Annotated in this window: 20 protein-coding genes and 4 pseudogenes; 17 read left to right on the forward strand and 7 right to left on the reverse strand. The window is 60.4% G+C overall.

Annotation, left to right across the window (positions count from 1 at the left end):
- The first annotated feature begins 4 nt into the window (after positions 1 to 4).
- Complete coding sequence (istB, locus tag JG746_RS32030; RefSeq protein WP_202324181.1) at positions 5 to 760, forward strand: IS21-like element helper ATPase IstB; 756 nt, start codon at positions 5 to 7, stop codon at positions 758 to 760.
- A gap of 25 nt (positions 761 to 785) precedes the next feature.
- Here the strand turns inward: istB (JG746_RS32030) and JG746_RS37900 are convergent, their stop codons facing one another.
- Positions 786 to 1,355 carry an amidase family protein gene (locus JG746_RS37900; RefSeq protein ID WP_446720346.1) on the reverse strand — a complete coding sequence of 190 codons (570 nt, stop codon included), beginning with the start codon at positions 1,353 to 1,355 and terminating at the stop codon, positions 786 to 788.
- A gap of 12 nt (positions 1,356 to 1,367) precedes the next feature.
- On the reverse strand, positions 1,368 to 2,105 hold the full coding sequence (locus JG746_RS32040; RefSeq protein WP_202324184.1) for a class I SAM-dependent DNA methyltransferase: 738 nt from the start codon (positions 2,103 to 2,105) through the stop codon (positions 1,368 to 1,370).
- 1,600 nt (positions 2,106 to 3,705) lie between these two features.
- Between JG746_RS32040 and JG746_RS32045 the strand changes: the two genes are divergently transcribed.
- Positions 3,706 to 4,014: a hypothetical protein gene (locus tag JG746_RS32045; RefSeq protein WP_202324187.1), complete on the forward strand. Its 309-nt coding sequence runs from the start codon at positions 3,706 to 3,708 to the stop codon at positions 4,012 to 4,014.
- Positions 4,015 to 4,085: 71 nt separating this feature from the next.
- On the opposite strand, the gene JG746_RS32050 is transcribed toward JG746_RS32045, so the two are convergent.
- Complete coding sequence (locus JG746_RS32050; RefSeq protein ID WP_202324190.1) at positions 4,086 to 4,253, reverse strand: hypothetical protein; 168 nt, start codon at positions 4,251 to 4,253, stop codon at positions 4,086 to 4,088.
- Between the two features lie 752 nt (positions 4,254 to 5,005).
- Between JG746_RS32050 and JG746_RS32055 the strand changes: the two genes are divergently transcribed.
- The 5 genes from JG746_RS32055 to ehuA all read left to right on the forward strand — a co-directional run bounded on the left by JG746_RS32055 (position 5,006) and on the right by ehuA (position 9,478).
- Complete coding sequence (locus tag JG746_RS32055; protein ID WP_202324192.1) at positions 5,006 to 5,770, forward strand: class I SAM-dependent methyltransferase; 765 nt, start codon at positions 5,006 to 5,008, stop codon at positions 5,768 to 5,770.
- A 625-nt stretch (positions 5,771 to 6,395) separates the two neighbouring features.
- Entirely contained in the window at positions 6,396 to 7,181 is a 786-nt protein-coding gene (gene ehuB / locus JG746_RS32060; RefSeq protein ID WP_244730584.1) for an ectoine/hydroxyectoine ABC transporter substrate-binding protein EhuB, read from the forward strand.
- A gap of 80 nt (positions 7,182 to 7,261) precedes the next feature.
- Complete coding sequence (gene ehuC / locus JG746_RS32065) at positions 7,262 to 7,933, forward strand: ectoine/hydroxyectoine ABC transporter permease subunit EhuC (protein ID WP_202327581.1); 672 nt, start codon at positions 7,262 to 7,264, stop codon at positions 7,931 to 7,933.
- Positions 7,930 to 8,598, forward strand: a complete 669-nt coding sequence (gene ehuD / locus JG746_RS32070; RefSeq protein WP_202324197.1) for an ectoine/hydroxyectoine ABC transporter permease subunit EhuD — start codon at positions 7,930 to 7,932, stop codon at positions 8,596 to 8,598. Before ehuC ends, ehuD begins: the two co-directional genes overlap by 4 nt.
- 103 nt (positions 8,599 to 8,701) lie before the next feature.
- On the forward strand, positions 8,702 to 9,478 hold the full coding sequence (gene ehuA / locus JG746_RS32075; protein ID WP_244730948.1) for an ectoine/hydroxyectoine ABC transporter ATP-binding protein EhuA: 777 nt from the start codon (positions 8,702 to 8,704) through the stop codon (positions 9,476 to 9,478).
- Positions 9,479 to 10,084: 606 nt separating this feature from the next.
- Here the strand turns inward: ehuA and JG746_RS32085 are convergent.
- Both JG746_RS32085 and JG746_RS32090 read right to left on the reverse strand, forming a co-directional pair.
- A pseudogene (locus tag JG746_RS32085) lies at positions 10,085 to 10,651 on the reverse strand (IS3 family transposase); the annotation flags it as partial.
- 15 nt (positions 10,652 to 10,666) lie between these two features.
- Positions 10,667 to 10,876 (reverse strand): hypothetical protein, encoded by a 210-nt coding sequence (locus JG746_RS32090; RefSeq protein ID WP_202296250.1) that lies wholly within the window; start codon positions 10,874 to 10,876, stop codon positions 10,667 to 10,669.
- Here JG746_RS32090 and istA point away from each other — a divergent pair.
- Positions 10,847 to 12,361, forward strand: a complete 1,515-nt coding sequence (istA, locus tag JG746_RS32095; RefSeq protein ID WP_010913869.1) for an IS21 family transposase — start codon at positions 10,847 to 10,849, stop codon at positions 12,359 to 12,361. The two genes, JG746_RS32090 and istA, sit on opposite strands and share 30 nt — an antisense overlap.
- The gene (istB, locus tag JG746_RS32100) at positions 12,358 to 13,173 is read left to right on the forward strand and encodes an IS21-like element helper ATPase IstB (protein WP_202324153.1); all 816 of its coding nucleotides are present in this window, start codon (positions 12,358 to 12,360) and stop codon (positions 13,171 to 13,173) included. Before istA ends, istB (JG746_RS32100) begins: the two co-directional genes overlap by 4 nt.
- Positions 13,174 to 13,302: 129 nt before the next feature.
- Here istB (JG746_RS32100) and JG746_RS32105 read toward each other — a convergent pair.
- Positions 13,303 to 13,871, reverse strand: a pseudogene (locus JG746_RS32105) (IS3 family transposase); the annotation flags it as partial.
- A 698-nt stretch (positions 13,872 to 14,569) separates the two neighbouring features.
- On the opposite strand from JG746_RS32105, the gene JG746_RS32110 reads away from it, so the two are divergent.
- From JG746_RS32110 to JG746_RS37905, 7 genes and pseudogenes are all read left to right on the forward strand, one after another.
- Entirely contained in the window at positions 14,570 to 15,469 is a 900-nt protein-coding gene (locus tag JG746_RS32110) for an amidohydrolase family protein (protein WP_202324203.1), read from the forward strand.
- Positions 15,470 to 15,479: 10 nt separating this feature from the next.
- Positions 15,480 to 16,460 (forward strand): alpha/beta hydrolase, encoded by a 981-nt coding sequence (locus JG746_RS32115; RefSeq protein WP_202324205.1) that lies wholly within the window; start codon positions 15,480 to 15,482, stop codon positions 16,458 to 16,460.
- A gap of 66 nt (positions 16,461 to 16,526) precedes the next feature.
- Positions 16,527 to 19,605 (forward strand): annotated as a pseudogene (gene ydiJ / locus JG746_RS32120) (D-2-hydroxyglutarate dehydrogenase YdiJ).
- Positions 19,606 to 19,892: 287 nt separating this feature from the next.
- Positions 19,893 to 20,345, forward strand: a complete 453-nt coding sequence (gene tnpA / locus JG746_RS32125) for an IS66-like element accessory protein TnpA (protein WP_202324126.1) — start codon at positions 19,893 to 19,895, stop codon at positions 20,343 to 20,345.
- Entirely contained in the window at positions 20,342 to 20,695 is a 354-nt protein-coding gene (tnpB, locus tag JG746_RS32130) for an IS66 family insertion sequence element accessory protein TnpB (protein ID WP_127420643.1), read from the forward strand. Before tnpA ends, tnpB begins: the two co-directional genes overlap by 4 nt.
- A 64-nt stretch (positions 20,696 to 20,759) precedes the next feature.
- Positions 20,760 to 22,412, forward strand: coding sequence for an IS66 family transposase (gene tnpC / locus JG746_RS32135; RefSeq protein ID WP_202324128.1), 1,653 nt, complete (start codon positions 20,760 to 20,762; stop codon positions 22,410 to 22,412).
- Positions 22,413 to 22,523: 111 nt separating this feature from the next.
- Positions 22,524 to 22,922 (forward strand): annotated as a pseudogene (locus JG746_RS37905) (AraC family transcriptional regulator); the annotation flags it as partial.
- Here the strand turns inward: JG746_RS37905 and JG746_RS32140 are convergent.
- Positions 22,890 to 23,039 carry a hypothetical protein gene (locus JG746_RS32140; RefSeq protein WP_202327625.1) on the reverse strand — a complete coding sequence of 50 codons (150 nt, stop codon included), beginning with the start codon at positions 23,037 to 23,039 and terminating at the stop codon, positions 22,890 to 22,892. The pseudogene JG746_RS37905 and the gene JG746_RS32140 overlap by 33 nt on opposite strands.
- Before the next feature lie 92 nt (positions 23,040 to 23,131).
- Here JG746_RS32140 and JG746_RS32145 point away from each other — a divergent pair, with 92 nt between their 5' ends.
- Positions 23,132 to 23,425, forward strand: coding sequence for a helix-turn-helix domain-containing protein (locus tag JG746_RS32145; RefSeq protein WP_202324208.1), 294 nt, complete (start codon positions 23,132 to 23,134; stop codon positions 23,423 to 23,425).
- Positions 23,426 to 23,835: the final 410 nt, after the last annotated feature.

Below are 23,835 nucleotides of genomic sequence, written 5' to 3' on the forward strand. Positions count from 1 at the left end.
ACCAATGCTCATCCATCCGACCATCGACATGCTGCGCGAACTCGGCCTTCATGGCATGGCCACCGCCTTCCAGGAGCTCGACGCACAATCCGAAGCACGCGGCCTCGAGCATGGCGAATGGCTTGCCATGCTGCTCGAGCGCGAGGCTACCATGCGCCGCCAGAAGCGTTTCGAAGCCCGCGCCAGGGCTGCAAAACTTCGCCATGACGCACAGATCGAGGATGCCGACTTTCGTGCCGCACGCGGTCTTGATCGCAATCTGTTCATGGCGCTCGCCGGCTGCGACTGGATCAGAAAGCATCACAGTCTTCTCATCACCGGGCCGGCGGGCGTCGGCAAGAGCTGGCTGGCCTGTGCGCTTGGCCACAAAGCTTGCCGAGAGGATTTCTCCGTCGCCTATCACCGCGTTCCCCGCCTGTTCGCCACGCTTGCCCTCGCGAGAGGCGACGGACGTTATGGCCGGATCCTCAAGCAACTCGCCAAAACCGACCTTCTCATTCTCGATGACTGGGGACCCGAAAAACTCAATGATGACCAGCGGCGTGATGTGCTTGAGATCATTGAAGACCGCTACGAACGCCGATCGACAATCGTCACCAGCCAGCTGCCCCTGGATCGCTGGTACGAGATCATTGCAAACCCAACTCTGGCCGATGCCATCCTGGACCGCCTCGTTCACAACGCCTATCGCATCGATCTCACCGGTGAAAGCATGCGAAAACAGCGCTCGCCAAGAGCCTCTGAAACAGCGCAAGCTTGACCTGAAACGAAACCCAATCCAAACATCAACGAGACCCAGGATCAGTCCGAAAAATGGCCGGCTTCAAATCGGAACACCGGCCGGAATGAAATCGGAATGACTGGCCGGCTTCAAATCGGAATCGATGGCCGGCTTCGTCGGAATACGCACGCTTGCCATTTACGCCGTCGTGCAGTCGCGCGAGATAGTTGGCAGGTCCCGCCTCAAGCGTCGTATGGTCCAGGAAGTGCGGACCGGCTATCACCTGAAGCATGAGAGCGCTGTCTGCAACGGTGCGCGTTATCGGTCCGACATGGGCACTGAAATCATCGACGCCGAGTGGAGAGTAGGGCACACGCCCGAAGCTGGGTTTTAGTCCAAACACCCCACAGAAGTGCGCAGGCATGCGGATTGAGCCCGCTCCGTCACCGCCTTGGTGCAACGGCCCGAAACCTGCCGCCGCCGCAGCGCCAGCGCCAGCCGAGGAGGTGCCGGCATTGTACCCGAGCTTCCAAGGGTTGCTCCATAAAGCCGATGCTCTTAGAGTCCGTGCATTCAGTCCTTTGCGGAGGGTTGCAGCAACGGGGCGCCCATCAAAAGTGCTCGATAGGTGGATCTCAAAAGCGGACTATCGCTTAATTCGGCGATAAACCGAGATATGACGTTTGGAGCCAGCGGTGAACACACCTTTCGTCCAATCTCCCCAACGCTCAGCTAGCTCCAGCCCCACGCATTCGGCCATTGTATCGAGCTCCTGGTGATAAACGTAACGAACGCGCTCGGGGAAGCGTCTGACCGATGTACCGGAAAACCAGAGAAAGCTTAAAATCAGGTTCTGGTTTAGTGGATCGTGGATTTCCGCATTGACGAATGTATTCTCGTGATCCACGAGCGCAGTAGTAATTTTCTGGCCGTTGACGAAACCATCTAAGGCTGGCACACGCACTTCTATCACCAAAACTCCCCCTTCATCTATCGCCTCAGCAGCAGATCGGAGGCAAGCTATTTGCTCTTCGCGTTTTAGGAGCAGCATGAACGTGTCGTAGATACAATAGACCAGATCGTAACGTTGCTCTAAGCTGAAATTGGCAATGTTCGCCTTCCAAGCCTTGATCAGATCCGTCCGCGTGGCGAGAAGTTTTAACATTCTGTCCGAGTTATCCATACCTTCGACCTTGACGCCGCGCTCACTCAACGGCACCGCCACGCGCCCGCTGCCAATACCAAGTTCAAGAGCGCTCCCTCCGTGAGAGAGTCGCTCAAGAAAGGTGGCTGTATCATCTGCCTCAGCGACTTTCCCTAACATGCCGGTATATTCTTCATAGATTGAAGAAAATTTATCGTAATATATATGCTTATCTTGCATATCACTTTTCCTTTTGGTGCGTTGTCTATTTTCATGTGCGTGAGATTGAGATATTCTTATTAGCCCAACTGAAACGCTCAGTCATGTATCTCACAGACAAGATCCTTTTGCAGTATCGAAATTTATTGACGGATTTTGCTCATAGATAATTAGGTAATACCAGTCAATGCTCACTGTTTTATAACTGCTTTTGCGTACAACTAAAGCTAACAAGCTGCTTGCCATCCACAGTCTAAGGTTTGCTATACCAACTTGATCAAGCACTCTGGGGAAGGTCGCAGGACGGCACGAGCCCTGAACCTGAGCGCAAAAATGCAGTGAACGCACTCACACCGCCAATACAGGAGACGCCCCCTCGCGGGCAACGTCTCCACAAATCGTTCCGTTGCCGGCAACTTTGATAGCAGGACGACGCAAGTGATCAGACCATCAAGCGAAATAACCATCACAGACAATTGAGCGAAGTTCAGAGCGCAAGCGTTATGCCAAATTGAAAAGCGCTTTTAGTTCAATAAATTGGATATTTGCGTCCGATTCCGTCTGTTTGTAATGGCACAATTTGTTTGCGGATTCCGACAATCTGCAAGGTCGTGGTCGACCAGCCTGAATATCTCACCAAAAGAAGTGCATCGACCCCGAGAATCTGAGAAACTGGTTTTGCAACAAAGAGTTACCAGATGATGTCCATGCGGACCGAACCCACGCCCACCGCCGAGTACAACTATCCGTCTCTGGCGCGCCGACCGCCGCCTGAGCCCTGGCGCGGCGCTTGTCTACATGAGCAGGATCAGCTGTTTCGTGCCTATTGCGCCGAACACGGCTGGTCGAGCGCGAAGAGCTCACCCCGCGAACGCGAAAATTGCTTCACAGGTCGGTATGCGCAGCGATGGAATCTCGAGCCGCAGTCGCTGGGGCTTTTCCGGAACGCTCTGCAGTCGCTCAACCGAATCTATCACCGCACGGAGTTGCCGGATTGGCGGTCGCCACGGCCGGCAAAGCGGCCAGCAACGCCTTAGGCCGAATACCTGCGCGGCATTGCGGCAATCCGCAGGTGACCGTATGAAGCGCATCGCCTGGGAGGATGTGCAGCGGCTGCTGAAGGCCGTGGATCGGTCGACACCAATGGGTCTGCGCGATTACGCGCTCCTGTTGATGATGAACACCTACGGCCTTGGAGCGAGACTATACGCTTGCGGTTCGACGACGTCGATTGGGAAGCCGACACATTGTCGGTCGTCCGTCCAAAGACAGGGATAGCCTTCACCCTGCCGCTCCTGCCGGCCGTCGCCAAGGCCGTGGCGTGCTATCAGCGCGGGACACCCCATGGAGACACCCACCCGGCCTTGTTCGTGCAGATGCATGTGCCGTTCGGCCCATGGCCGCTTCAAGCGCGTTACGCCATCATCAAGAGCTGGGGGGATTTCGGCACCGTCCCTCGGCAGCCACGTTCTGAGCCATTCCCACGCGGCACGCCAGATCGATCTCGGCACCCCGCCGCGTGTAGCGTCCGAGTTTCTCGGGCACCGCGATCCAGATCACTTTCTGCCCATGTGCGGATCGCAGCGGAGACGTTGCGTGATGTCGCATTGCCGATGCCGGCGTGATCACCATCGTCACCCTTTCCGAACTGGAGAGCGAGGCGGAGAGCTTTCGGCAGTTCAAACGCGACAAGGGGCATCCCTACAGCCGTGATGCGTTCGAGATCGACCGTTTCCTCTGCTTCCTCGTGTCATCATTGGGGCTAAGAAGGCTCGATCCCGCTGGGCCGAGGCCATTCAGCGCCCTTTGGGCGGCGCCCCCGCAAGCCGTCACGCTCGCCAACGAGTTCGGCGTCATTCGCCAGCTCTGTCTTCCCGCCGGCGACGCGATCCGATCAGCTATGTGCCCGAGCACAGCTGGCCGCCGGTAATTGAGTCGACCTTTTTTCCATATTTTCACCCAGGACGAGATCCGCCGAATCCTTGCTGTCGCCTCGGCGTATCAGGGGCACTTCATGTGGCCTCGATGCTGCGTAGGCTTGTTCTTGTGCTCCATTGCACCGGCCTGCGGCTTGAGGAAGCCGTGCGACCCAAGATGGCCGATGTCGATCTTGAACGCTGCATCTTGACGGTCCGCGCCAGCAAGCGGGCGCATACGGATCGTGCCCATGCGCGACGACCTTGTGAGAGAGTTGCGGAGCTACATTGACGATCGGCGCCAGCTCCTCATCGAGCAGCGCTGCGGAGGGGTAGGCGCCCGACCTACGAGTTCCGCTATGCCTTCGCGGTCCACCGTCTCACGATCCGGGCCGAGGAAGGGTGCTGGCGGTTGCACCATCTGAAGACCTTTGGCGGCATTCTGAAGGACCGATGCTCGTGGCCGGTACAATCCGCTGTTCAAGGTGGACCGCGATCCACACAGGGCGCCGCTCGATGATAGCCGCCGCAGCCTTGGGTGCGTGGACGGGACCGCTGTCGCGACGCAATTCGCTTGTCCACTGTCGGAATCCTGACCAAATGGTGTCGCTAGCGAACAGACTGAATCGGGCACAGAAAAGTCAAACCTCTGAATACAAACAACTATTAAAAGTCGGCATGGCTCTTGCTCTTTTGTGTTGAGAGTCGCCCAACACGGAGCCGTTATATGTATGCCAATGATTTCGCTGGAGAGCTTGACCAACTTCGGCCAGTTGACGCGAGGCGGAACGGCTCGATGCACAAGGCTGCGCATGGTTGCGGGGACGCGCTCTCTTACCTCGCTACGTCGAACGGCGCGTGGTGATTAATCCGGAATGACTTTCCACCCTTCAACTACGTAGAATGACTTTCTATTGCATGCTTAAGTATAAGCTGTAGCATACTGCCAGCAATATATTTGGCGCCAGGAAGTGGATCAAATAATTTACAAACTAGGAGAATACGATGTCTGACGACTTCGAATACGACGAGAATTGGGCACTAATCTATGAAAAGTTTACCAGAATCCGCGGAAAGGTCATCGAAGCAGCTCAGACTGCGGCCTTTCTTGAGAGATATTGTAGCGGAGGAAGTGCTCTAGAACTTGGTATCGGGGACGGTCGCGTGGCAGTGCCGCTAAGCGAGCGCGGCGTTAGAGTCGAAGGTATCGACGCTTCCAACAGTATGTTGAAACTTCTCGAGAAGCGTACCGATCTTGTCAACGCGTGGAAAGGAAACATTGCTGAGTTCAAATCGGAACGGCGCTATAATCTCGTGTATTGTGTTTACAACACGTTAACAGTACTCTTCACGCGCGAAGAGCAAATAAGTTGCCTCCGATCTGCCGTGGCGACGCTAGCTGACGACGGAATTTTAGTTATAGAGACGGAGGTGCCAGCATTGGATGGGTTCGTCAGCGGGCAAAAAACTACTACGCCGCTCGTAGACCATGAGAATACGATTCTCGATGCACAGGTACACGACCCACTGAACCAGAACTTGGTTTCAACCCTCCTGTGGTTTTCAGGTACATCGGTCAGACGTTTGCCCTATCGCGTTCGTTACATCTATCACCAGGAACTCGATACCATGGCTGAATGCGTAGGGCTGGCGCTAGTGGAGCGTTGGGGAGATTGGGCAAGATGTGCGTTCACCGAAGGGTCCAAACGCCATATCTCGGTTTACAGCCGAACCGTCCTGCAGTCCTCCGCGGCGACCGATCCATCTTGATGCGCCGTCGCCCCAGCGCGAAAGCGTCTAGGATCGCCTCTAATCTGACCGCCTTTCTCGACGGCTTCAAGGCGCCGTGCATAGCTCCCCCAAAAAGGGGATGAGCTGATCTCCGCCGATGTGGCCTGCCAGACACTGGCAGGCGCTAGCATCGGATCCGGTACCGGGCTTGGCTTCCACAGTTGCTGTGCGAGATCGGAAGCATTCGACCCGGAGGCTGAGCTCGTTGAGGGTTCGGGCAGTTGGACCGCAGAATGCAACCCCTCGCCCGTTAATCGTCGGTTTGATTCGAATGCAGCCAGAATACGCCGATTTCCTGCGTTCAGAGGTATTGGTTCGTGCAAAGCGGCCGATTTGGGCTGCTACCTTTATGAAGCGGCCACCTGAAAGGTCGGCATCAAAAATGAGCTGGCAGGCCCAAGGATAGAGGTGCCTTTGAACTCCGTATAACTGCTGGATCGTGTTTCATGTGAACGCATGGATAATGTGAACGTCGTCTCGCATATTTTTGGTGGACTAGTGAAACAAAAACGTGAGCCGGGAGGAACTTTAGATGGATAAGTGGAAACATCGGGCGCGGAGACGCGCAATCCTGAGAGGAATTGCCGCGCTCGGAGTAGCAGCGATGGCACTCGCCTCATTTGCCGGTTCGGCTTCGGCGCAGTCGCTGCTGGAGAAGATCAAGAACGGAGAGACGATCCGAGTCGGCTTCTCCAACGAGGTTCCCTGGGCCTATCCCGGCGAGAACAACGAGCCGCTCGGCTTCGTCAATGCGATGACGACCGACATGCTGAAGAAACTGGGCACGACTAAGGTCGAGCCGGTCGTGACCGAATGGGGCTCGCTCATTCCGGGCCTGCAGGCGGGTCGCTTCGACATCATCACGGGCGGCATGTACATCCTGCCGGAGCGCTGCCGGAACGTGCTGTTCACCGACCCGATTGTCAAGGCCACTGACGCGCTGATTGTTCCGGCTGGCAATCCGGAAAACCTTCACTCCTATCAGGATGTACACGACAAGAGCCTCACCTTCGTCACCGGCGCGGGTTACAGCGAAATCGCGCTCATGCGCAAACTCGGCGTCCCCGACGACAAGATCATGCAGGTCGCCGGCCCGGCGGAAATCCTGCAGGCGGTGAAGTCCGGCCGTGCCGCCGCGGGTTCGGGCGCCTACTTCACCATGAAGGAGTTCACTGACAAAGACGAAAGTGTCGCGCTGGTCCCGGCCGGTAACAACTATTATTCGGGCCTCGCGTTCCTGCCGAACCAGCAGGCGGAGGTAGATGCCTTCAACGCCGTACTGAAAGACTATATCGGTTCGGACGAGATGATGGGGTCAGTCGGCAAATACGGCTATACTAAAGCCAACCTGCCGGACGGCAAGACGACTGCCGAGCTGTGCGAGCATTGATGCCAGGCGGGGAACTGCTATTCATACGCCTCACCGCCTTCCCGGGCCTGGCCGGGGGCGCTCAGCGAGGGGGGGACATGATGAACGAGTTAGCGCTCGGCTTCAGCGTTGCAGCGCTCGCCAAGGGCGTCATAGTCACCCTCGTAGTGACCCTCGCGTCATCGCTGGTGGCGATCGCCCTAGGGCTGATCGTTGGCCTGATCCGGATCTCGCCCCTTTGGCCGCTGCGCTGGTTTGGCGTCGCCTATATCGAATTCTTCCGCGGGACATCGATGCTGGTGCAGGTCTACTGGTGGTTCTTTGTGTTGCCTATCTTCGGGGTCGCGTTATCACCCTGGACCGTCGCGATCTTCGGTATCGGCATGAACGTGTCCGGTTACGGTGCCGAGCTGGTCCGCGCTGCCATCCAGGGCGTCGACCGCGGCCAGTATGAAGCCAGCATCGCGCTCAACTTGCCGCGGCTGACCGCGATGCGGCGTATCTTCTTGCCCCAGGCGATCCGCGCCATGCTGCCTGCCTGGGGCAACCTGCTCATCGATCTGCTCAAGAGTACCTCGCTTATCTTCTTCATCACCATTACAGAACTCACCACCGCCTCCAAGCTTGCTGCCGACGCCACCGGTAACTATCTGCTATTCTTCGCGGTGGCGCTGTTCGGCTATTACGTCATCGCGCGCGCCCTCATCACGCCCTTGGTGCGTTGGCTGGAACGCCGCTTCTCGCGGGGCTTTGTGCGGGAGGCACAGGCGTGAGCCTTTGGGACTGGTCCTATGTCTGGCAGGCGTTCCCGTATCTCTATCGGGGCGCGATTGTCACAGTTGAGGCCACGCTGCTCGGCTTCGCGATCGCGCTGGTGCTGGGCCTAGTCTTCGCGCTGATCCGCCAGTCGCCGAACCGCTACATCTCCACAGCGATGGCGGAGATCGTGGAGTTCATCCGCTCCACGCCGCTGCTGTTGCAGGTGTTCTTCGTTTATTTCGTCGGACCTCAGTTCGGCATCGTCATCCCTGCCTGGACAGTTGGCATCGGCGTGCTGGGCATACATTATGCCGCCTATTGCTCGGAGTGCTACCGCGGCGGGATAGAGAATGTGGAAGGGGGCCAATGGGAGGCCTGCACAGCGCTCAACCTGTCGCCGGCGCGGAGCTGGCGCGCCATCATCCTTCCGCAGGCGATCCCGCCCATCGTGCCCGGCCTCGGCAACTACTTCATCGGCATGTTCAAGGACACACCGATCCTGGCCGCCATCGCAATCCTCGAGATGCTGCAACAGGCGAAGAATTTCGGAAGTGACAATTATCGCTACGTCGAGGCGATCACCATGGCCGGCCTGTTCTACCTCGTGTTCAGTTTGGCCGCTTCCGCAATCGTGCAGTCGGTGAGCTTCTGGCTCAACCGTCGCTACCATCTCCAGTAGGAGGTCCGCCATGAGCGAAGCCACAGTTGGCTTGGAGAACCTCACTAAGCGCTGTAGCGTGCTGGAGGAACTCAAATTAGGCATCGCGCGCACCGAGAAAGTCATGAGCGAACCTATGGTCCGTTTTGAGAACGTCGCAAAGCGCTACGGCACGCTTAGCGTGCTGGATGAACTCAATCTCGACATTGCCCGCAACGAGAAGGTGTGCATCATCGGTCCCTCCGGTTCGGGCAAAACCACCGTGCTGCGCATGCTGATGACGCTGGAGCGCATTAATGAGGGGGTGATTTGGGTAGACGGGGAGCCGCTCACGCACATGCGGAAGAACGGCCAGATGGTGCCGGCGAATGAGCGTCATTTGCGGCGTGTGCGCGGCAAAATTGGCATGGTGTTCCAGCACTTCAACCTGTTCCCGCACATGACCGCCCTGCAGAACTGCATGGAGGCGCCGATCTCGGTGCTCGGGCTGTCCAGACAGGAGGCTGAGACCCGAGCGGCAGAGCTGCTCGATATGGTCGGGCTCAGCGACAAGAAGAACCATTTCCCGATCCAGCTCTCCGGCGGCCAAAAGCAGCGCGTGGCGATCGCTCGGGCGCTGGCCATGCGACCCAAGGTGATGCTGTTCGACGAGGTTACATCGGCGCTTGATCCAGAGCTCGTCGGGGAGGTGCTCAACGTTATCCGTAAGCTCGGCACAGAGCATGACCTCACAATGCTGATGGTCACGCACCAGATGGCCTTTGCCAAGGAGTTCTCCGACCGCGTCTGCTTCTTTTACGGCGGCAAGATTGCCGAGCAAGGCCCGCCCGACCAGCTCTTCGGCGATCCGCAGCACGGGCGGACCCGACAATTTCTCAGCGCTGTGCTCGAGGCCAAGTAGGTAGACGGGGTGCATGTGGAATGGATGCGTGGCTGAAGGTAGCCGCGATCTGGCAGGACGGGCACATGTTCTCAATTGGCTCGCTCCGCGAGCCACCTACCAAAAGGATATGGGAACTACACCGGACCCTTGACCCTCGCCGATACTGGCGCGCCCGCCGGCGCAAGTCATCCACTCTCGAAGAGAAGCAGCGGCTGGTTGCCGAGAGCTGTGAGTCAGGGGCGTCGATGTCGCTCGTGCCGCAGCGGCATGATATCAATGCGAACCTGTTGTTCACGTGACGCCGGCACATGCGCACGCCGACGTCGGTGGCTTCGCCGGAATTGGTCCCGTCGACGTTGTCAGCATCGGGTCGGCTGCCTCCTTTCCGGAGCGACCGGGGGCGGAACAGCGTGGCATGATTGAGATCGGCCTGGCCGGCGGTTTGCACGTGCGCGTGGACGCCGCGGTCAGCGAGGCAGCGTTGCGGCGGTGACATGATCGGGCCCGGTCTGCACAGTACAGTTGCTATGCAGCGCCGAACACGCTGCTGCAATTCTTTGAAAAGAGGTGGCTCGGTTTGTTTGGACAGGAATTCCCGATTTATAAGTGGAACACTGCCTATGGTTAGGCCGCCTCGGGAAGCGGTAGCGGGGTGAAGTAGGCCTCATCTGGCGCTCTGCCGTCAAGGCTGGAATGCGGGCGTCCCCGATTGTAGAAATCGAGATATTTTCCGATCGACGCTCGCCCTTCGCGAACGCTGTCATAGGCCTTGAGATAGACCTCCTCATATTTCACCGACCGCCAGAGACGCTCGACGAAGACGTTGTCGCGCCAGGCGCCCTTGCCATCCATGCTGATCCTGATCTCCCGGTCGAGCAGGACCTTGGTGAAGTCATGGCTGGTGAACTGGCTGCCCTGATCGGAGTTGAAGATCTCGGGCTTGCCGTATGTCGCCAGCGCCTCCTCGAGGGCTTCAATGCAAAACGCCGCATCCATGGTGATCGACAGCCGCCAGCTCAGTACCTTGCGCGTGAACCAGTCGACGACAGCAACCAGGTAGCAGAAGCCGCGGGCCATCGGGATATAGGTCAGGTCCGTCGCCCAGACCTGGTTGGGCCGCGTCACCGCCAGCTTGCCCAGCAAATACGGATAGATCTTGTGCCCGTCCCCCGGCTTCGAAGTGCGCGGCTTGCTGCGGCGCGGCAATCAACGTGAGAGCGCAGCGTCAATCAGGATGAGAATGCCGGCGGATTGGAACGCAGGGAGGGCGTAGCCCGACCGGAGTTTCAATCCGCCGGCGGCGCGTTCCTTTTCGGGAGCGTTCGTCTGGTGATCACGGTCGACCGGGTATGCCGGTGGTTTTTCCTGTTGGGGAGGAATCGCTTTGTGCCCGGCCGCCACGTAACCGATCACCATATGAGGCTTTTCATGAAGTTCCGGCAGACCAATACGACGGCCGTCGCGGCGGCGAAGGCGTCGATCAGTATCGCCACGGCCTATCGCATCGAGAAGGATTCGAGACTGCCGTCACAAAAGAAGGCGCCGCGGCAACGGCGCCGTGCCGACCCTCTCGCCGATATTTTCGAAGCCGAGGTCGCGCCCATGCTGAGGGCAGCTCCGGGCATTCGGGCGATCGCCATCTTCGACGAGATGATCCGGCGTCATCCCGAGCTTGGAGCCGGCATTCGCCGCACGATCGAGCGTCGCGTCCGAGCCTGGCGCGCCGTCCATGGCGAGGAACAGGAGGTCATCTTCCGGCAGGTTCACGTACCCGGGCGCATGGGATTGTCGGATTTCACCGACATGGCAGCCGCCGGCGTCACGATCGCGGGCCAGCCACTCGATCACCGGCTCTACCATTTCCGGCTCGCCTATTCCGGCTTCGAGCATGCGCATGTCGTGCTCGGTGGCGAGAGTTTCGTCGCTCTGGCGGAAGGCCTGCAGAACGCGCTGTGGTCGCTCGGCGGGGCTCCCCGCGAGCATCGCAGCGACAGCCTGTCGGCGGCGTTCCGCAACCTGGACAAGGACGCCCGGGAGGACCTGACGCGCCGCTACGACGAACTGTGCGGCCACTACGGCATGACCCCTTCCCGCAACAATCGCGGCATCGCGCATGAGAACGGCTCCGTCGAAGGCCCGCACGGCCATCTCAAGCGGGCGATCAATGACGCGCTGCTGATGCGGGGATCGAGCGATTTCGACGACCTGGCAGCCTACCGTCGCTTTGTCGACGAGATCGTCAGCCGCGTGAATGCTCGCAACTCCAAGCGCATCGACATCGAGCGGGCCGAACTCCAGGAACTGCCCGTCCGGCGCACTTCCGACTACGAGGAGGTCACCGTGCGCATAACGTCATCGGGCGGGTTCACGCTGCGCAAGGTGTTCTACACCGTGCCCTCACGCCTGATCGGCCACCGCCTCAGAGTGCGGCTCTTCGATGATCGGCTGGATATCTTCATCGGCGGCACGCAGCTCATGACGCTGCCGCGCGGGCGCGCCTCTTCAAACGGCAAGCACGACCAGGTCGTCAATTATCGGCATGTCATCCATTCGCTGCGCCGCAAGCCGATGGCGCTGCTCAACCTCGTCTATCGTGACCAGCTCTTCCCCCGCGAGGCCTACCGGCGAACCTTCGACGTGCTCATAGAGCGACTGCCTGAGCGGCAGGCCTGCCGCACCATGGTCGAGCTTCTCGCCATGGCGCACGAGCGCGGCTGCGAGAGCGAACTGGCTGATCAACTGACCGCCTCGCTACAGGCACGGCGATTGCCCAATATGGCTGCTTTGCGGGAACGGTTCGCGCCGGATCCCGCCCGGCTGCCGAGTGTCGTCGTGCGTCTTGCTCCGCTCAACGCCTATGAAGCCCTGCTTGGCGCCAACCTGACAGGAGATGCGGCATGAAGACGAACCCCGCTGTCGATTCCGCCAGGCTGGGCTTGCTCCTCAACGAACTGCGCCTGCCGGCCATCAAGGTTATGTGGCCGCAGTTTGCCGAACGGGCCGACAAGGAAGGCTGGCCGGCCGCTCGCTTCCTGGCTGCGATCATTGAACATGAACTGGCTGAGCGCGACCGGCGACGTATCGAACGCCATCTCGCCGAGGCGCGCCTCCTGCCGGGCAAGACCCTCGACACATTCGAGTTCGAAGCCGTTCCGATGATCTCCAAGGCCCAGGTGATGGCCATCACCGCCGGCGACAGCTGGCTCGAGAAGGGAGCGAACCTGCTTCTGTTTGGCCCGCCCGGCGGCGGAAAGAGCCATCTCGCCTCGGCCATCGGACTTGCCCTTATCGAGACCGGATGGCGGGTCATGTTCACCCGCACCACTGATCTCGTCCAGAAGCTTCAGGTCGCGCGCCGCGAACTCGGCCTCGAGGCCGCGATCAACCGGCTCGATCGCTTCCACCTGCTGATCCTCGACGACCTCGCCTATGTCACCAAGGACCAGGCCGAAACGAGCGTGCTGTTCGAGCTCATCAGCGCCCGCTACGAGCGGCGTTCCCTGCTGATCACCGCCAATCAGCCCTTCGGCGAATGGGGAAAGGTCTTCCCCGATCCAGCCATGACGCTCGCCGCGGTGGATCGCCTCGTCCATCACGCCACAATCTTCGAGCTGAATGTCGAGAGCTATCGGCGGCGCGAGGCCATCGAGCGAAAGCGGGGGCCAGGCAGGCCGGCGTCATATGCGACGCCCGCAAACGTCGCTCCTGATTGACGCGCCGCGACAATCAAACCGATAAAACCTCTTGCGCGCGACAATCAATGCCGAGATTATCACCATCGCCGCGACACCAGATTCTCATCCAGATTGTCGCGCGCTTCTCTCCCAGATTGTCGCGCTATACGGCTTGCGGTAGAGCGCCTCGATATCCATGCGCTTCATCAAGGTGCGCACATGCAGGCGACCCGTCTCATAGCCTTCGCGCTTCAAAAGCTTCTGCAACATGCGGCTGCCCGCGAACGGGTAATCCAGATGCAATTCGTCGATGCGCCGCATCAGCTTCAGGTCTGCCGCCGATGTCGGCTTGGGTAGGGAGTAGACGCTGCCGCGGCTGATCCCCAGTTCGGCCGCCTGCTTGGCAATCGGCAGTTCATGTTCCCGGTCGATCATCGTCTTGCGCTCCCCGACCAGCCGGCCTTGCCGAGCGCCGAGCCTAAAAAATCATTGGCCAGCGTCAGCTCTCCGATCTTGGCATGGAGGGCCTTTATGTCCACCGTCGGCTCCGATTTCTCCGCCGCGCCAAACACGTTCGAGGCCCCTTCCAGAAGCTGCTTTCTCCAATCCGTGATCTGGTTCGCATGCACATCATATTGCTGCGCCAGCTCGGCCAGCGTCTTTTCTCCCTTGATCGCCGCAAGCGCAACTTTCGCCTTGAAAGCCGGGCTGTGGTTCCGGCGTGGTCGTCTGCTCATTCGTGATTCTCCTGTTCCGGCACTCATGCCGATCTCAGGCAGAAATTCCACGTATCACCCTGTCCATTTTTGCCGAGCCACCTCTCAATGAAGCGCAAAAAGCAGAGTGGCTTCTATCCGCGCCTGGAACTTCAAAGAGACCATAACTTGTCGTCGGCCTTAGCGAACAAGATGGCGACCTGCCGACGCTTTGCTCCCGGTATGCAAGATGGCGGTCGCGAAGGATCCAGTGATTGGTGAGGTGCTGATGGTGCGATGGCGAACGGTCAGCCGGGGTCGGACTGTCAATCTTCGGCTTGGTCTGAGGCTTTTGGAATGATCGTGTCTTTGCTGAGCGGCCCGAGCGACGGCCGGCCTTCGACATGTAAGAAATGGCCTACCCGGAAAAATGACTGCGTGAGGAGAGCCGGGATCGCTCGTCTGACGCGGGATTCAGGCCGTCAGTCATGGGGCTGATCACCTTCAAAGCGGCTACGGCCCAGACTCGCATTGGCAGCTTCCGGGGCATGGTGGCTGCCTGCCTCCGAATGATGCACCTAGCCTAACTGCCATTTCATCTCGCGACCTTGCGCATATCGCTTAGTCAGGTAGATCGGCGAATGGCGCATGGCGATCATTTGACACGATTCGTCGAACTGTCGCGAGGCAATTGAGGACTTGGCCGGATACCTTCTCGTGGTTTTGATGAGTGACCGGTCATGACGATTGCAACGCCACGGATTGATGCGCATGCGCACTTCTACACAGCCAAAGACTTGACGCGCGTTAAAGGTGGACTGCCTTACACGTTACCAACTCCGAACCCTCTAAGCACATATCTTGCTACTTTGATCGATGCCGGGCTGAACCCCACCCTCCTCAACAATGTTCACTTGAGCATCCTGCCGGACTCCGAGAATGTGTTCGCGTCCTTTAACGAGCTGGCAGGTTTACAGGAGCGCGATCCCGTGCGCTACGGGAGCATCAGGTTGGTCGGAACGATCCTGGCCGATCCTCTATATGCCACCGCTGATCGATTGGCGCATCCGCAGGTTCAGGGTGTGCGTATCGTACTTCATGACGCCATTCCCGAGGCGCTCAGCCATGATGCCTATGCTAGTGCGGAGTGGCAGCAGCTTTTCGCGGGGTTGCGCGCTGACCAGCACGTGCATGTGTACGCGCAGAAAGCCGCGGTCAACTTGAAGGTGCTGCGGCAGCTTCCCAAGCGGGTTTCCGTGCTGATCGACCACCTCGGCACGTGCCATCCCGAGCGTGGCGTTGACGATCCCGCATTCGACGCTCTGCTCCGCGAGGCCAGCGAGCGTGGCAACGTCTACTTCAAGGGTCCCGGCTACCGTACAGCGATCGATACGGCCGCCGCATTACCATTCGCCGTTCGGATTGTCGAAAGGGTGGGCGCTCACAGGCTCTTGCTGGAGGCCAGCGACGCCCCCCATGTCGGCGACCGCGAGGGCCGGGCCTATGCCGATCACTTCACGCCTTTGGCCGCGTTCGACTTCGTCGCGCGGCTTGCTCGCGCCACCGCCGCGCTCACAGGTACCACGGCGGATGTACTGCTTCGTGGTGCATCCGCCGAAGTCTTCCCAACCTCCCCTTGAAAGGAAAAACATGACCAACCTGATTGAAGAAGATATCTCCTTCCCTGTGGCCTACCACGACGGCACCCATCGCCTGCGTGGACGGGTCTTCCGCCCTGCCAATCGGAGCGACGAGCAGCAGAAGCTCCCTCCGGTCGTCTTCAACTCGGGCTTCACCGGCGGCACCAGCATGTACGGCCAGTTGGTGGGCAAGGCCCTGGTCGGGCGCGGCTATCGCGTGATGACCTATGACGTCGCCGGTTTCTTCAAGAATAAGGACGTGCGCAACACCGTCAAGCGCGGCGACCTCACAATGACGAACGTCAGCCTCGAGGACCAGAAGGCCGAGGTGCTCGCTGCGACCACCTGGAGCAAGGAGCACTTTGGCCGCATGCCGGTCGTTGCTTCATGGGCGATGGGTTCGGTCGCCAGCTTGGCCGCCATTGTAGAACTGGCCCGCGCGGGCGGCGACCAGGTTCCGTACTACGTGCCGATGAACTACACCCGCATGACTTCATTGCAAAACCTTCGCGCTGACAAGACGGCCGCACACGCGGCGCTGCTGGAGTTGCCAGATGACGAACCGGTACCGTCGTTCGACACGGGGACCGAAGAGACGAGGCTTGGTTACTATCCCCTCGACTCGGCGACGCAAGCCTACGTCGATGAGCAGCTCGGCAGCTATACGGATGTCGACGGGGTTGATCGCTGGCCAGGTTGCAGCACCGTGAGTGCGAGGTCGTATAAGGAGTCCCTAGCATTTGACTCGGAGGCTGAGCTCGTTAAGGATTCAGGTCGTTTCCCGCCGACACTGATCATCCATGGGGCGGAGAACACGCTCCACATGCCCGAGGAGTCGATCCGGCTGCACCAGGTCTATCCGGGGCAGAAAACCAAGGCTCCGTTACTAATTGCCGGCATGGAGCATGGCCAGCAGATGAGCGCCGAGAACATTGTCTTCCGCTACATGATCGAGAACATCGACCTCGGAATCCGCGCGCACACCATGTAACCCTTCCGCCTCTTGAACCCGCGCGGCCCTGGCTGGAACAGGCCGCGCCCGGCCTCCTTGAGCAACATGATCCCTAAACTCCCATCCGAATCCGTCACGCTTCCGCTCTACCAAGCCTTCTGTGCCGAACTTCGGGCGCGCGGCTTTGCGGGCGAACTGTCGGCGGAGGCCGGCGACAGGACGGTCATGGCGACGGACAACTCGATCTATCAATTGACGCCGCAGGCGATTGCCTTCCCGCGCAACCGAGACGACCTAGTCCGGATTGCGAAGCTGCTCGCGGAGAATCGGTTCTCGGGCATTCGGGTCGCGCCGCGCGGCGGCGGGACCGGTACCAACGGCCAATCGCTGACGGACGGGCTTGTCGTCGATATATCGCGCCACATGAACCGGATCCTCGCGATAGACCCGGTGCGCCGTACGGCTCGGATGGAGGCGGGCGTCGTGAAGGACCAGCTCAACGCGGCCTTGAAGCGTTACGGGCTGTTCTTCGCACCCGAGCTGTCGACATCGAACCGGGCCACCATAGGCGGCATGATCTCGACCGACGCCTGCGGGCAGGGATCCTGCCTCTATGGCAAGACCCGCGATCACGTCCTGGAACTGACGACCGTCCTGCCCGACGGGACGGTTTGGGACTCTGCGCCCTTGGACGAAGAGGCGCTCACGGCCGCTAAGAGCCGCCCCGACCAAGCAGGAGCCATTCATCGCGCCGTCGACCATCTTGAGCGCGTGAACGCGGCGCTCATCACCCAGCGCTTCCCCAAACTCAATCGCTGCCTCACAGGCTACGACCTCGCTCATATCCGGCGCCCAGACGGCCGCTTCGACCTCAATGCTATCCTGTGTGGATCGGAGGGGACGCTCGGATTTCTGGCGGAGGCGACACTCAACGTCCTGCCGCTGCCGAGCCGGAGCGCGCTGGTGATCCTGCGCTACGGCAGCTTCGATGCCGCGCTCCGGGACACGCAGGCCCTCATCGCCTTCGGGGCGGCCTCCATCGAAACCATTGATTCAAAAGTGTTATCGCTCGCCCAGAGTGACCTGATTTGGGCGGGCGTCTCTAGATTCTTTCCCGAGGACGCCGGGGAACCGGCGCGTGGCGTTAACCTCATTGAGTTCGTCGGGCAAAGCGACGCGCAGGTTGAGGAGGCGCTGGGCCGGCTGACGGATGCGCTTGACACGGACAGACCCGTTGCCGGACGGCGCGGCTTCACGATCGCACGGGGGATCATCGAGGTCTCTCGCATCTGGGAGATGCGGAAGAAGGCTGTCGGACTCCTCGGTAACATGAAGGGCGACAAGCGCCCGATCCCCTTTGTGGAGGACACGGCCGTGCCGCCGGAGAACCTGGCTGATTTCATTGCGGAGTTCCGGGGGGGTGCTTGACCGGCGCGGACTCGACTACGGGATGTTCGGGCACGTCGGCGCCGGAGTGCTCCATGTCCGTCCGGCCATCGACATGAAGGCGGCGGGCGCCGAGGCGCTGATCCGGGAAGTCACGGATGAGGTCGTGGCCCTGACGCAGCGATACGGAGGGCTCCTGTGGGGCGAGCACGGCAAGGGTATGCGCTCTGAGTTCTCGCCCCGCTTCTTCGGGCCGCTCTACCCGGTTCTTCAGGCCGTCAAGGCGGCCTTCGATCCGCGCAACCAATTCAATCCCGGCAAGATTGCCGTCCCGGACGGCGGCGTGCTTCTGAGGGTCGATGGCGTGCCGACCAAGGGCCAGCACGACCGAACCATTCCGTCCGGCGTGCGGGCCGGCTACGACGAGGCGTTGCACTGCAGCGGCAACGGCGCCTGCTTCAGCTGGAACCCGGACGACGCTATGTGCCCGTCCTGGAAAGGCACGCGCGAGCGCCGGCATTCCCCGAAGGGCCGCGCCCAGCTCATGCGCGAATGGCTGCGGCGGCTCGCCGCGAAGGACATTGACCCGCTGGCAGAAGCGCGACGGCTGCGGGCCCGGCCCGGCTGGCTGACTTTTCCATCCCGGCTTCTCGCAACGCTCCGTCGGGACGACGACTTCTCGCATGAGGTCCACGAGGCCATGGCAGGCTGCCTCGCTTGCAAATCCTGCACGGCCCAGTGCCCGATCAAGGTGGACGTGCCCACGTTCCGGGCGAAGTTCCTCGAACTCTACCATGGACGCTATCTGCGGCCTCTGCGCCACCACGTGATCGGGCGGCTGGAGGCGATGCTGCCGCTCCTCGCCAGGATGCCGTCGCTCGTCAACCTGGCGACGGCCCTCGGCCTGATGCGGCCCCTCGGCCTTGTCAACACGCCGAGGCTGTCCGGGGTCGATCTCGGGCGGGAGCTGAAGGCAAGGAGCGTCGCCATGGCAACGCCGGACGCGCTCGGGGCCCTGGCTCCGCACGAACGTAGGCAGAGCGTCGTAGTCGTTCCGGACGCATTCACGACCTACTACGATACGGGAGTGCTGCTCGACACGCTCGACCTCCTCCGCGCCATCGGGATGAGGCCGTGGCTCGCGCCCTATCGGCCGAACGGCAAGCCGCTCCACGTTCACGGCTTCCTCAGTTCGTTTGAGCGCTTGGCGGCCAAGAACGCGGGTGCGCTTGGGCAGCTCGCCGCTGCCGGCGTCGACCTCGTCGGGCTCGACCCCTCTATGACGCTGACCTACCGTTCCGAGTACCCCGCAGCACTCCCGGGGCGGAAGCTGCCTTCCGTGCAACTCATCCAGGAATGGCTGGCCGCCCGGCTAGATGGGCTCCCCCGCGTCGCGGGGGCGCCCAACTACTTCCTCTTGCCGCACTGCACGGAGCGGACGAACGCGCAGGCGGCAGTGGCAGGCTGGCGCCACGTCTTTGACGCTTGCGGGATCGCACTCACCGTTCTGCCGTCCGGCTGCTGCGGCATGGCGGGCACGTTCGGTCACGAGGTCGAGCATCGCGCCTTGTCCGAGCACATCTATGCACTGAGTTGGGCAAGTCATGTGAACGCCGCCGGATCCTCGGGTCGCCTCCTCGCGGACGGCTTCTCCTGCCGGTCCCAGGTTGAGATCATCGACGGGGTTCGCCTCGCCCATCCTGTGCAGGCGCTCCTTGCCGAGCTCTCGAAATCGGCCCAAGTAAGCCAATCGGAATGCTCGGACAACCACGCCGTCGCGCCGACCGACTGGGTGTAGTTGCCCGAAGCGCGTATCGTGCCGTTGCGCAAGTGAGCTTGGTCGACGGGCGACCCGAACACCCAGTATTCGCGAGTCGGCCTGCGATAGGATGTGAATGACCAAACTTTTGCTAAAAGAGGGCAGCACGGCGACCGGCATCCCCGGGAGTGGATCCGTACCCACACGTATTGGGCTATTGGTTTTTCCGGAGTTCTGTATGCGCCGCCCACACCCCATTGATTTCGCTTGTTTCTGAACATTGAGGTTTCTGCCAGAAGGTTTTCGGCAGGAGCTGGAGATTTGGCATGGCGGATGGCGAGGGATTTGTTGGGCGATGCGAAGTTGTCGAGCCTCGTCGTGGAAACCGACGATGGCCTAATGATCTGAAGGCGCGGATTGTCGCGGAGAGCCTTCAACGCGGTGCGCGGGTTGTTGATGTTGCGCGTCGTCATGATCTCATTGCGCATCAGCTTTCGGACTGGCGACGGCAGGCGCGTCAGGGTCTTTTGGCGCTGCCTGCGGAACTGATGCCGGTGCCTTGCGAGAATAGCGGCCCATTCGAGCCTGCCTTCGTGCCCCTGGCGATTACGACGGAGCCGAAGGAGGCTGCCGATGCTTTGCCGGTTCCGGAGCCGGTCGAGATCACTTTGGGGATCATGACCGTGGAAATAGGCGCAGACCTCGTGGTGAGGGTTCCCGGCGATGTGCCGGTTGACCGGGTTGCGGCCTTGGTGCGTGCGATGCGCGGGACGGCATGATCGTCGCGGGCCAACGATTGCCGATCCTGATCGCGACGCGGCCGGTGGACTTCCGCTGTGGCCATCAGGCGCTGGCATTGATGGTGCAGACCGAGTTGAAGCTTGATCCGCATTCCGGGGTCACCGTGATCTTCCGGTCGAAGCGCGGGAATCGTGTAAAAATCCTGGTGTGGGATGGCACCGGAATGGTGCTGACCTACAAAATCCTGGAACAGGGCAGCTTTGCCTGGCCCAAAGTGCAGGATGGGACGATGCGGCTGTCGCGGGGGCAGTATGAAGCTTTGTTCGAAGGTCTCGACTGGCGACGCGTGGTAGCGCAGCGGGTAGCGCCGCCCGCTGCGGCAGGGTGACTCACCCGTTCGGTTTTGGCGTTGTTTTATTGGGCTTTTTTGCTTCGATTTGCTACGAAGGCGCATGTCTGCGCCCATTGATCTCAGCCAGTTCCCGGACCTGCCTGCAGAGGTGGTGAACGCCTTTGCGGCCGTACAGTTCGAGCTGTCGGTCGAGCGTGCGGCCCGTCAGCATGAGCAGGCGGTGGTGGCTGAAAAGGACGCCTTCATCACCGAGTTGAAGGAACTGATCGAGAAGCTGGAGAGCCAGGTTCAGGACTACCGCCGCACGAAGTTCGGGCCGAAATCGGAAAAGCTCGATCCGACGCAGATGGAACTGGCGCTGGAGGACCTGGAGACGGCAATTGCCGAAACACAGGCCCAGATCGCCTTCGTCGAGGAAAAGATCGCGGCCAGCACAGCCAATTGCGAAAAGACTGCTTCACGCAGGCAACGCAAGGCGCGTGCTCTGCCCCAGAGCCTGCCGCGCGTCGAACAGGTGATCGAGCCTGATAGCATTGCCTGCCCCTGTGGTTGCGGCAACATGGTCCGGATTGGCGAAGACCGGACGGAGCGGCTCGATCATATCCCGGCGCGCTATCAGGTGATCGTCGCGATCCGCCCGAAATATGCTTGCCCCAAGGGGCGCACGGGAGTGGTTCAGGCCAGGGCGCCGGCGCATTTGCTGGAAGGTAGCTGGCCGACCGAAGCCCTCTTGGCGCAGATCGCCGTGTCCAAGCATTCCGAACACATGCCGCTGAACCGGCAGGCCGCGGTCATGGCCCGACACGGAGTGCCGATCGACCGCACGGTCCTGGCCGACTGGCTGGGTCGGACGGGCGCCGTGATCGCGCCGGTGGTAGACCACATGGCCATGATCCTGAAACAGGGTAGCTCACGACTATATGTCGACGAGACCACGGCTCCGGTGTTGGATCCCGGGCGCGGCAAGACGAAAACTGGCTATCTCTGGGCTATTCTGCGCGACGACCGCGGCTGGAACGGATCTGCGCCGCCGGGCGTGGTGTTCCATTATCGGCCTGGGCGTAAAGGTGAATATGCCGCAGGTATCCTCGACGGCTTCAACGGCACGATCCAGGTCGATGCCTATGGCGGCTACTCCCACCTCGCAACGCCAAAACGCACGGGCGGCGATCCGTTGAGGCTGGCCTTCTGCTGGGCGCATGGCCGCAGAAAACTGATCAAGTCCCAGCCGAAGAAGGGTTTGCCCATCGTCGACGAGGCGTTGTTGCGCATCGCCGCCCTCTACAAGATCGAGGACAGCATCCGAGGTTGTGACCCCGATCATCGCCGGGCTGTCCGCCAGCACCTGTCCCGCCCCCTGGTGGACGAGTTCTTCACCTGGCTGACAGTTCAGGCCGCGCGCGTATCGCGCAAGTCCGACCTCGGCGAGGCCATGGCCTATATGCTGAAACGCCAGGTCGGCTTCCGGCTGTTCCTGAACGACGGCCGCGTCGACATCGACTCCAATCTCGTCGAAAACGCGATCAGAAGTCCGGCCATGAACCGCCGCAACGCTCTCTTTGCCGGCCATGATGAAGGCGGCCGTAATTGGGCCCGTTTCGCCAGCCTGATCGGCACATGCAAGATGAACCGCGTTGAACCATACGCCTACCTGCGCGATCTCTTCATCAGCCTCGCAAATGGCCACCTCGCCAAAGACATCGACGCCCTCATGCCCTGGGCCTATGCGCAACGGATCAGCGCATCACAATGAGCACGTCCGGGATTCCCCAACGTGCTCATAGGACCAGCTGCAAGCGCTCCACCTGACCGTTGCAACAAGAAAATCAATGGGGCGGAGACGTCGCATACGGAGTTCTCGATGATGGCGCTGGCCTCGGCAAGCGAACCTCTTCGTGCAGCCAACAGACTTTCTGGTCAATCACTCTACGAGTGGTATGTCCTATCATCGGATGGGACTCCCATTAGCTCGAGCAGCGGGCTTGAGCTACAGACCGTTTCGATCGACGACGCACCCGCGATCGATCGGCTCTTCGTAATCGCAAGCATGCAAACCGAGAAGTTGCATGATGTCCGTGTGGATCGTTTCCTCCGAAGATTGGCCGTCGCAGGTAAGCCGCTCGGTGCGCTCAGCACGGGAACCTTTGTGCTCGCCCGCGCCGGGCTGCTGGCTGGCTATCGGTGCACATTGCATTGGGAGTTGCTGCGCCAATTCGCGGAGGAGTTTCCGCTAATCGACGCCTGCCGTGAGCTCTTCGTGCGTGATCGCAACCGTTGGACATGCGCTGGGGGCACCGCCGCGATCGACCTGATGCTTGACCAGATATCCAGTGATTGCAGTGGACAGCTCGCTGCGGACATTGCTGAGCAGTTCCTCCATAGCCGCATCCGTCGGCCTCAAGAGCATCAGCGTATTGCCATTCAATGGCGCTACGGCGTGAATGACCCCCGTCTCACGGCGGGATCGCTTGCATGGAGCAGAACCTCGAAGATCTGGTCCCCATACAAGACATCGCCCAGCGTTGCAACCTGTCGCAGCGACAGCTCGAGCGTTTGTGGCACCAGCACTTCAACACAACCCCGCAGCGCTTTTACCTCGCCGTGCGCCTGAACGAGGCCCATCGGCTGCTCAAGGAAAGCACCGAGTCCATTGCCTCGATCGCGCTGCGCTGTGGCTTCGTCTCGGGTTCGCATCTTGGTAGCGCCTACCGCCACGCCTACGGGGTTAGCCCTGGTGAAGAACGTCGAAAACCAGACATGCGGTAGCAAGATAGCGAGCATCCAGGAGTTTCCACCTCCGAGGATGATATTCCACCGCATTGCCTTTTGTGCAACAGGCTATAGCAAACTGCGTCCGCCGTCTCGAACGTCGATGTCAACCTAGGCGGGCCGACTAGGTCGGCGCGTGCTCGGCGGCAATGCACCCACTGCATGCCCTAATCGAGGCGCATCCCCTCCCACCTCGTTTAAAGTCGAAGTTCCTCACGAATCGTGAAACTTCCGGTCAGTGCATCCCGATCGCCATCGCTACGACAAGGTCGCCAGCAACTCCCTTGCCGGCGTTCTCCTCGCAGCCGCAATCATCGCAATTTAGTTGAGTCACGACCTTAGCTTAGTCGACAAAACTGCAAATGAAGCGAATCTATGCAGGAAAACTGCGGCATGAGATGGAAGAG

The organism is Mesorhizobium sp. 113-3-3, assembly GCF_016756495.1.
Taxonomy (GTDB): domain Bacteria; phylum Pseudomonadota; class Alphaproteobacteria; order Rhizobiales; family Rhizobiaceae; genus Mesorhizobium.

What these genes read in the sequence shown, in the direction of transcription:
- istB (WP_202324181.1), top strand. Translation starts at nt 5, where the DNA reads ATGCTCATCCATCCGACCATCGACATGCTGCGCGAACTCGGCCTTCAT.
- JG746_RS32040 (WP_202324184.1), bottom strand. Translation starts at nt 2,105, where the DNA reads ATGCAAGATAAGCATATATATTACGATAAATTTTCTTCAATCTATGAA.
- JG746_RS32050 (WP_202324190.1), bottom strand. Translation starts at nt 4,253, where the DNA reads ATGGGCACGATCCGTATGCGCCCGCTTGCTGGCGCGGACCGTCAAGAT.
- JG746_RS32055 (WP_202324192.1), top strand. Translation starts at nt 5,006, where the DNA reads ATGTCTGACGACTTCGAATACGACGAGAATTGGGCACTAATCTATGAA.
- ehuB (WP_244730584.1), top strand. Translation starts at nt 6,396, where the DNA reads ATGGCACTCGCCTCATTTGCCGGTTCGGCTTCGGCGCAGTCGCTGCTG.
- ehuC (WP_202327581.1), top strand. Translation starts at nt 7,262, where the DNA reads ATGAACGAGTTAGCGCTCGGCTTCAGCGTTGCAGCGCTCGCCAAGGGC.
- ehuA (WP_244730948.1), top strand. Translation starts at nt 8,702, where the DNA reads ATGAGCGAACCTATGGTCCGTTTTGAGAACGTCGCAAAGCGCTACGGC.
- JG746_RS32090 (WP_202296250.1), bottom strand. Translation starts at nt 10,876, where the DNA reads ATGGTGATCGGTTACGTGGCGGCCGGGCACAAAGCGATTCCTCCCCAA.
- istB (WP_202324153.1), top strand. Translation starts at nt 12,358, where the DNA reads ATGAAGACGAACCCCGCTGTCGATTCCGCCAGGCTGGGCTTGCTCCTC.
- JG746_RS32110 (WP_202324203.1), top strand. Translation starts at nt 14,570, where the DNA reads ATGACGATTGCAACGCCACGGATTGATGCGCATGCGCACTTCTACACA.
- JG746_RS32115 (WP_202324205.1), top strand. Translation starts at nt 15,480, where the DNA reads ATGACCAACCTGATTGAAGAAGATATCTCCTTCCCTGTGGCCTACCAC.
- tnpA (WP_202324126.1), top strand. Translation starts at nt 19,893, where the DNA reads ATGGCGGATGGCGAGGGATTTGTTGGGCGATGCGAAGTTGTCGAGCCT.
- tnpB (WP_127420643.1), top strand. Translation starts at nt 20,342, where the DNA reads ATGATCGTCGCGGGCCAACGATTGCCGATCCTGATCGCGACGCGGCCG.
- tnpC (WP_202324128.1), top strand. Translation starts at nt 20,760, where the DNA reads ATGTCTGCGCCCATTGATCTCAGCCAGTTCCCGGACCTGCCTGCAGAG.
- JG746_RS32140 (WP_202327625.1), bottom strand. Translation starts at nt 23,039, where the DNA reads ATGGAGGAACTGCTCAGCAATGTCCGCAGCGAGCTGTCCACTGCAATC.
- JG746_RS32145 (WP_202324208.1), top strand. Translation starts at nt 23,132, where the DNA reads ATGGAGCAGAACCTCGAAGATCTGGTCCCCATACAAGACATCGCCCAG.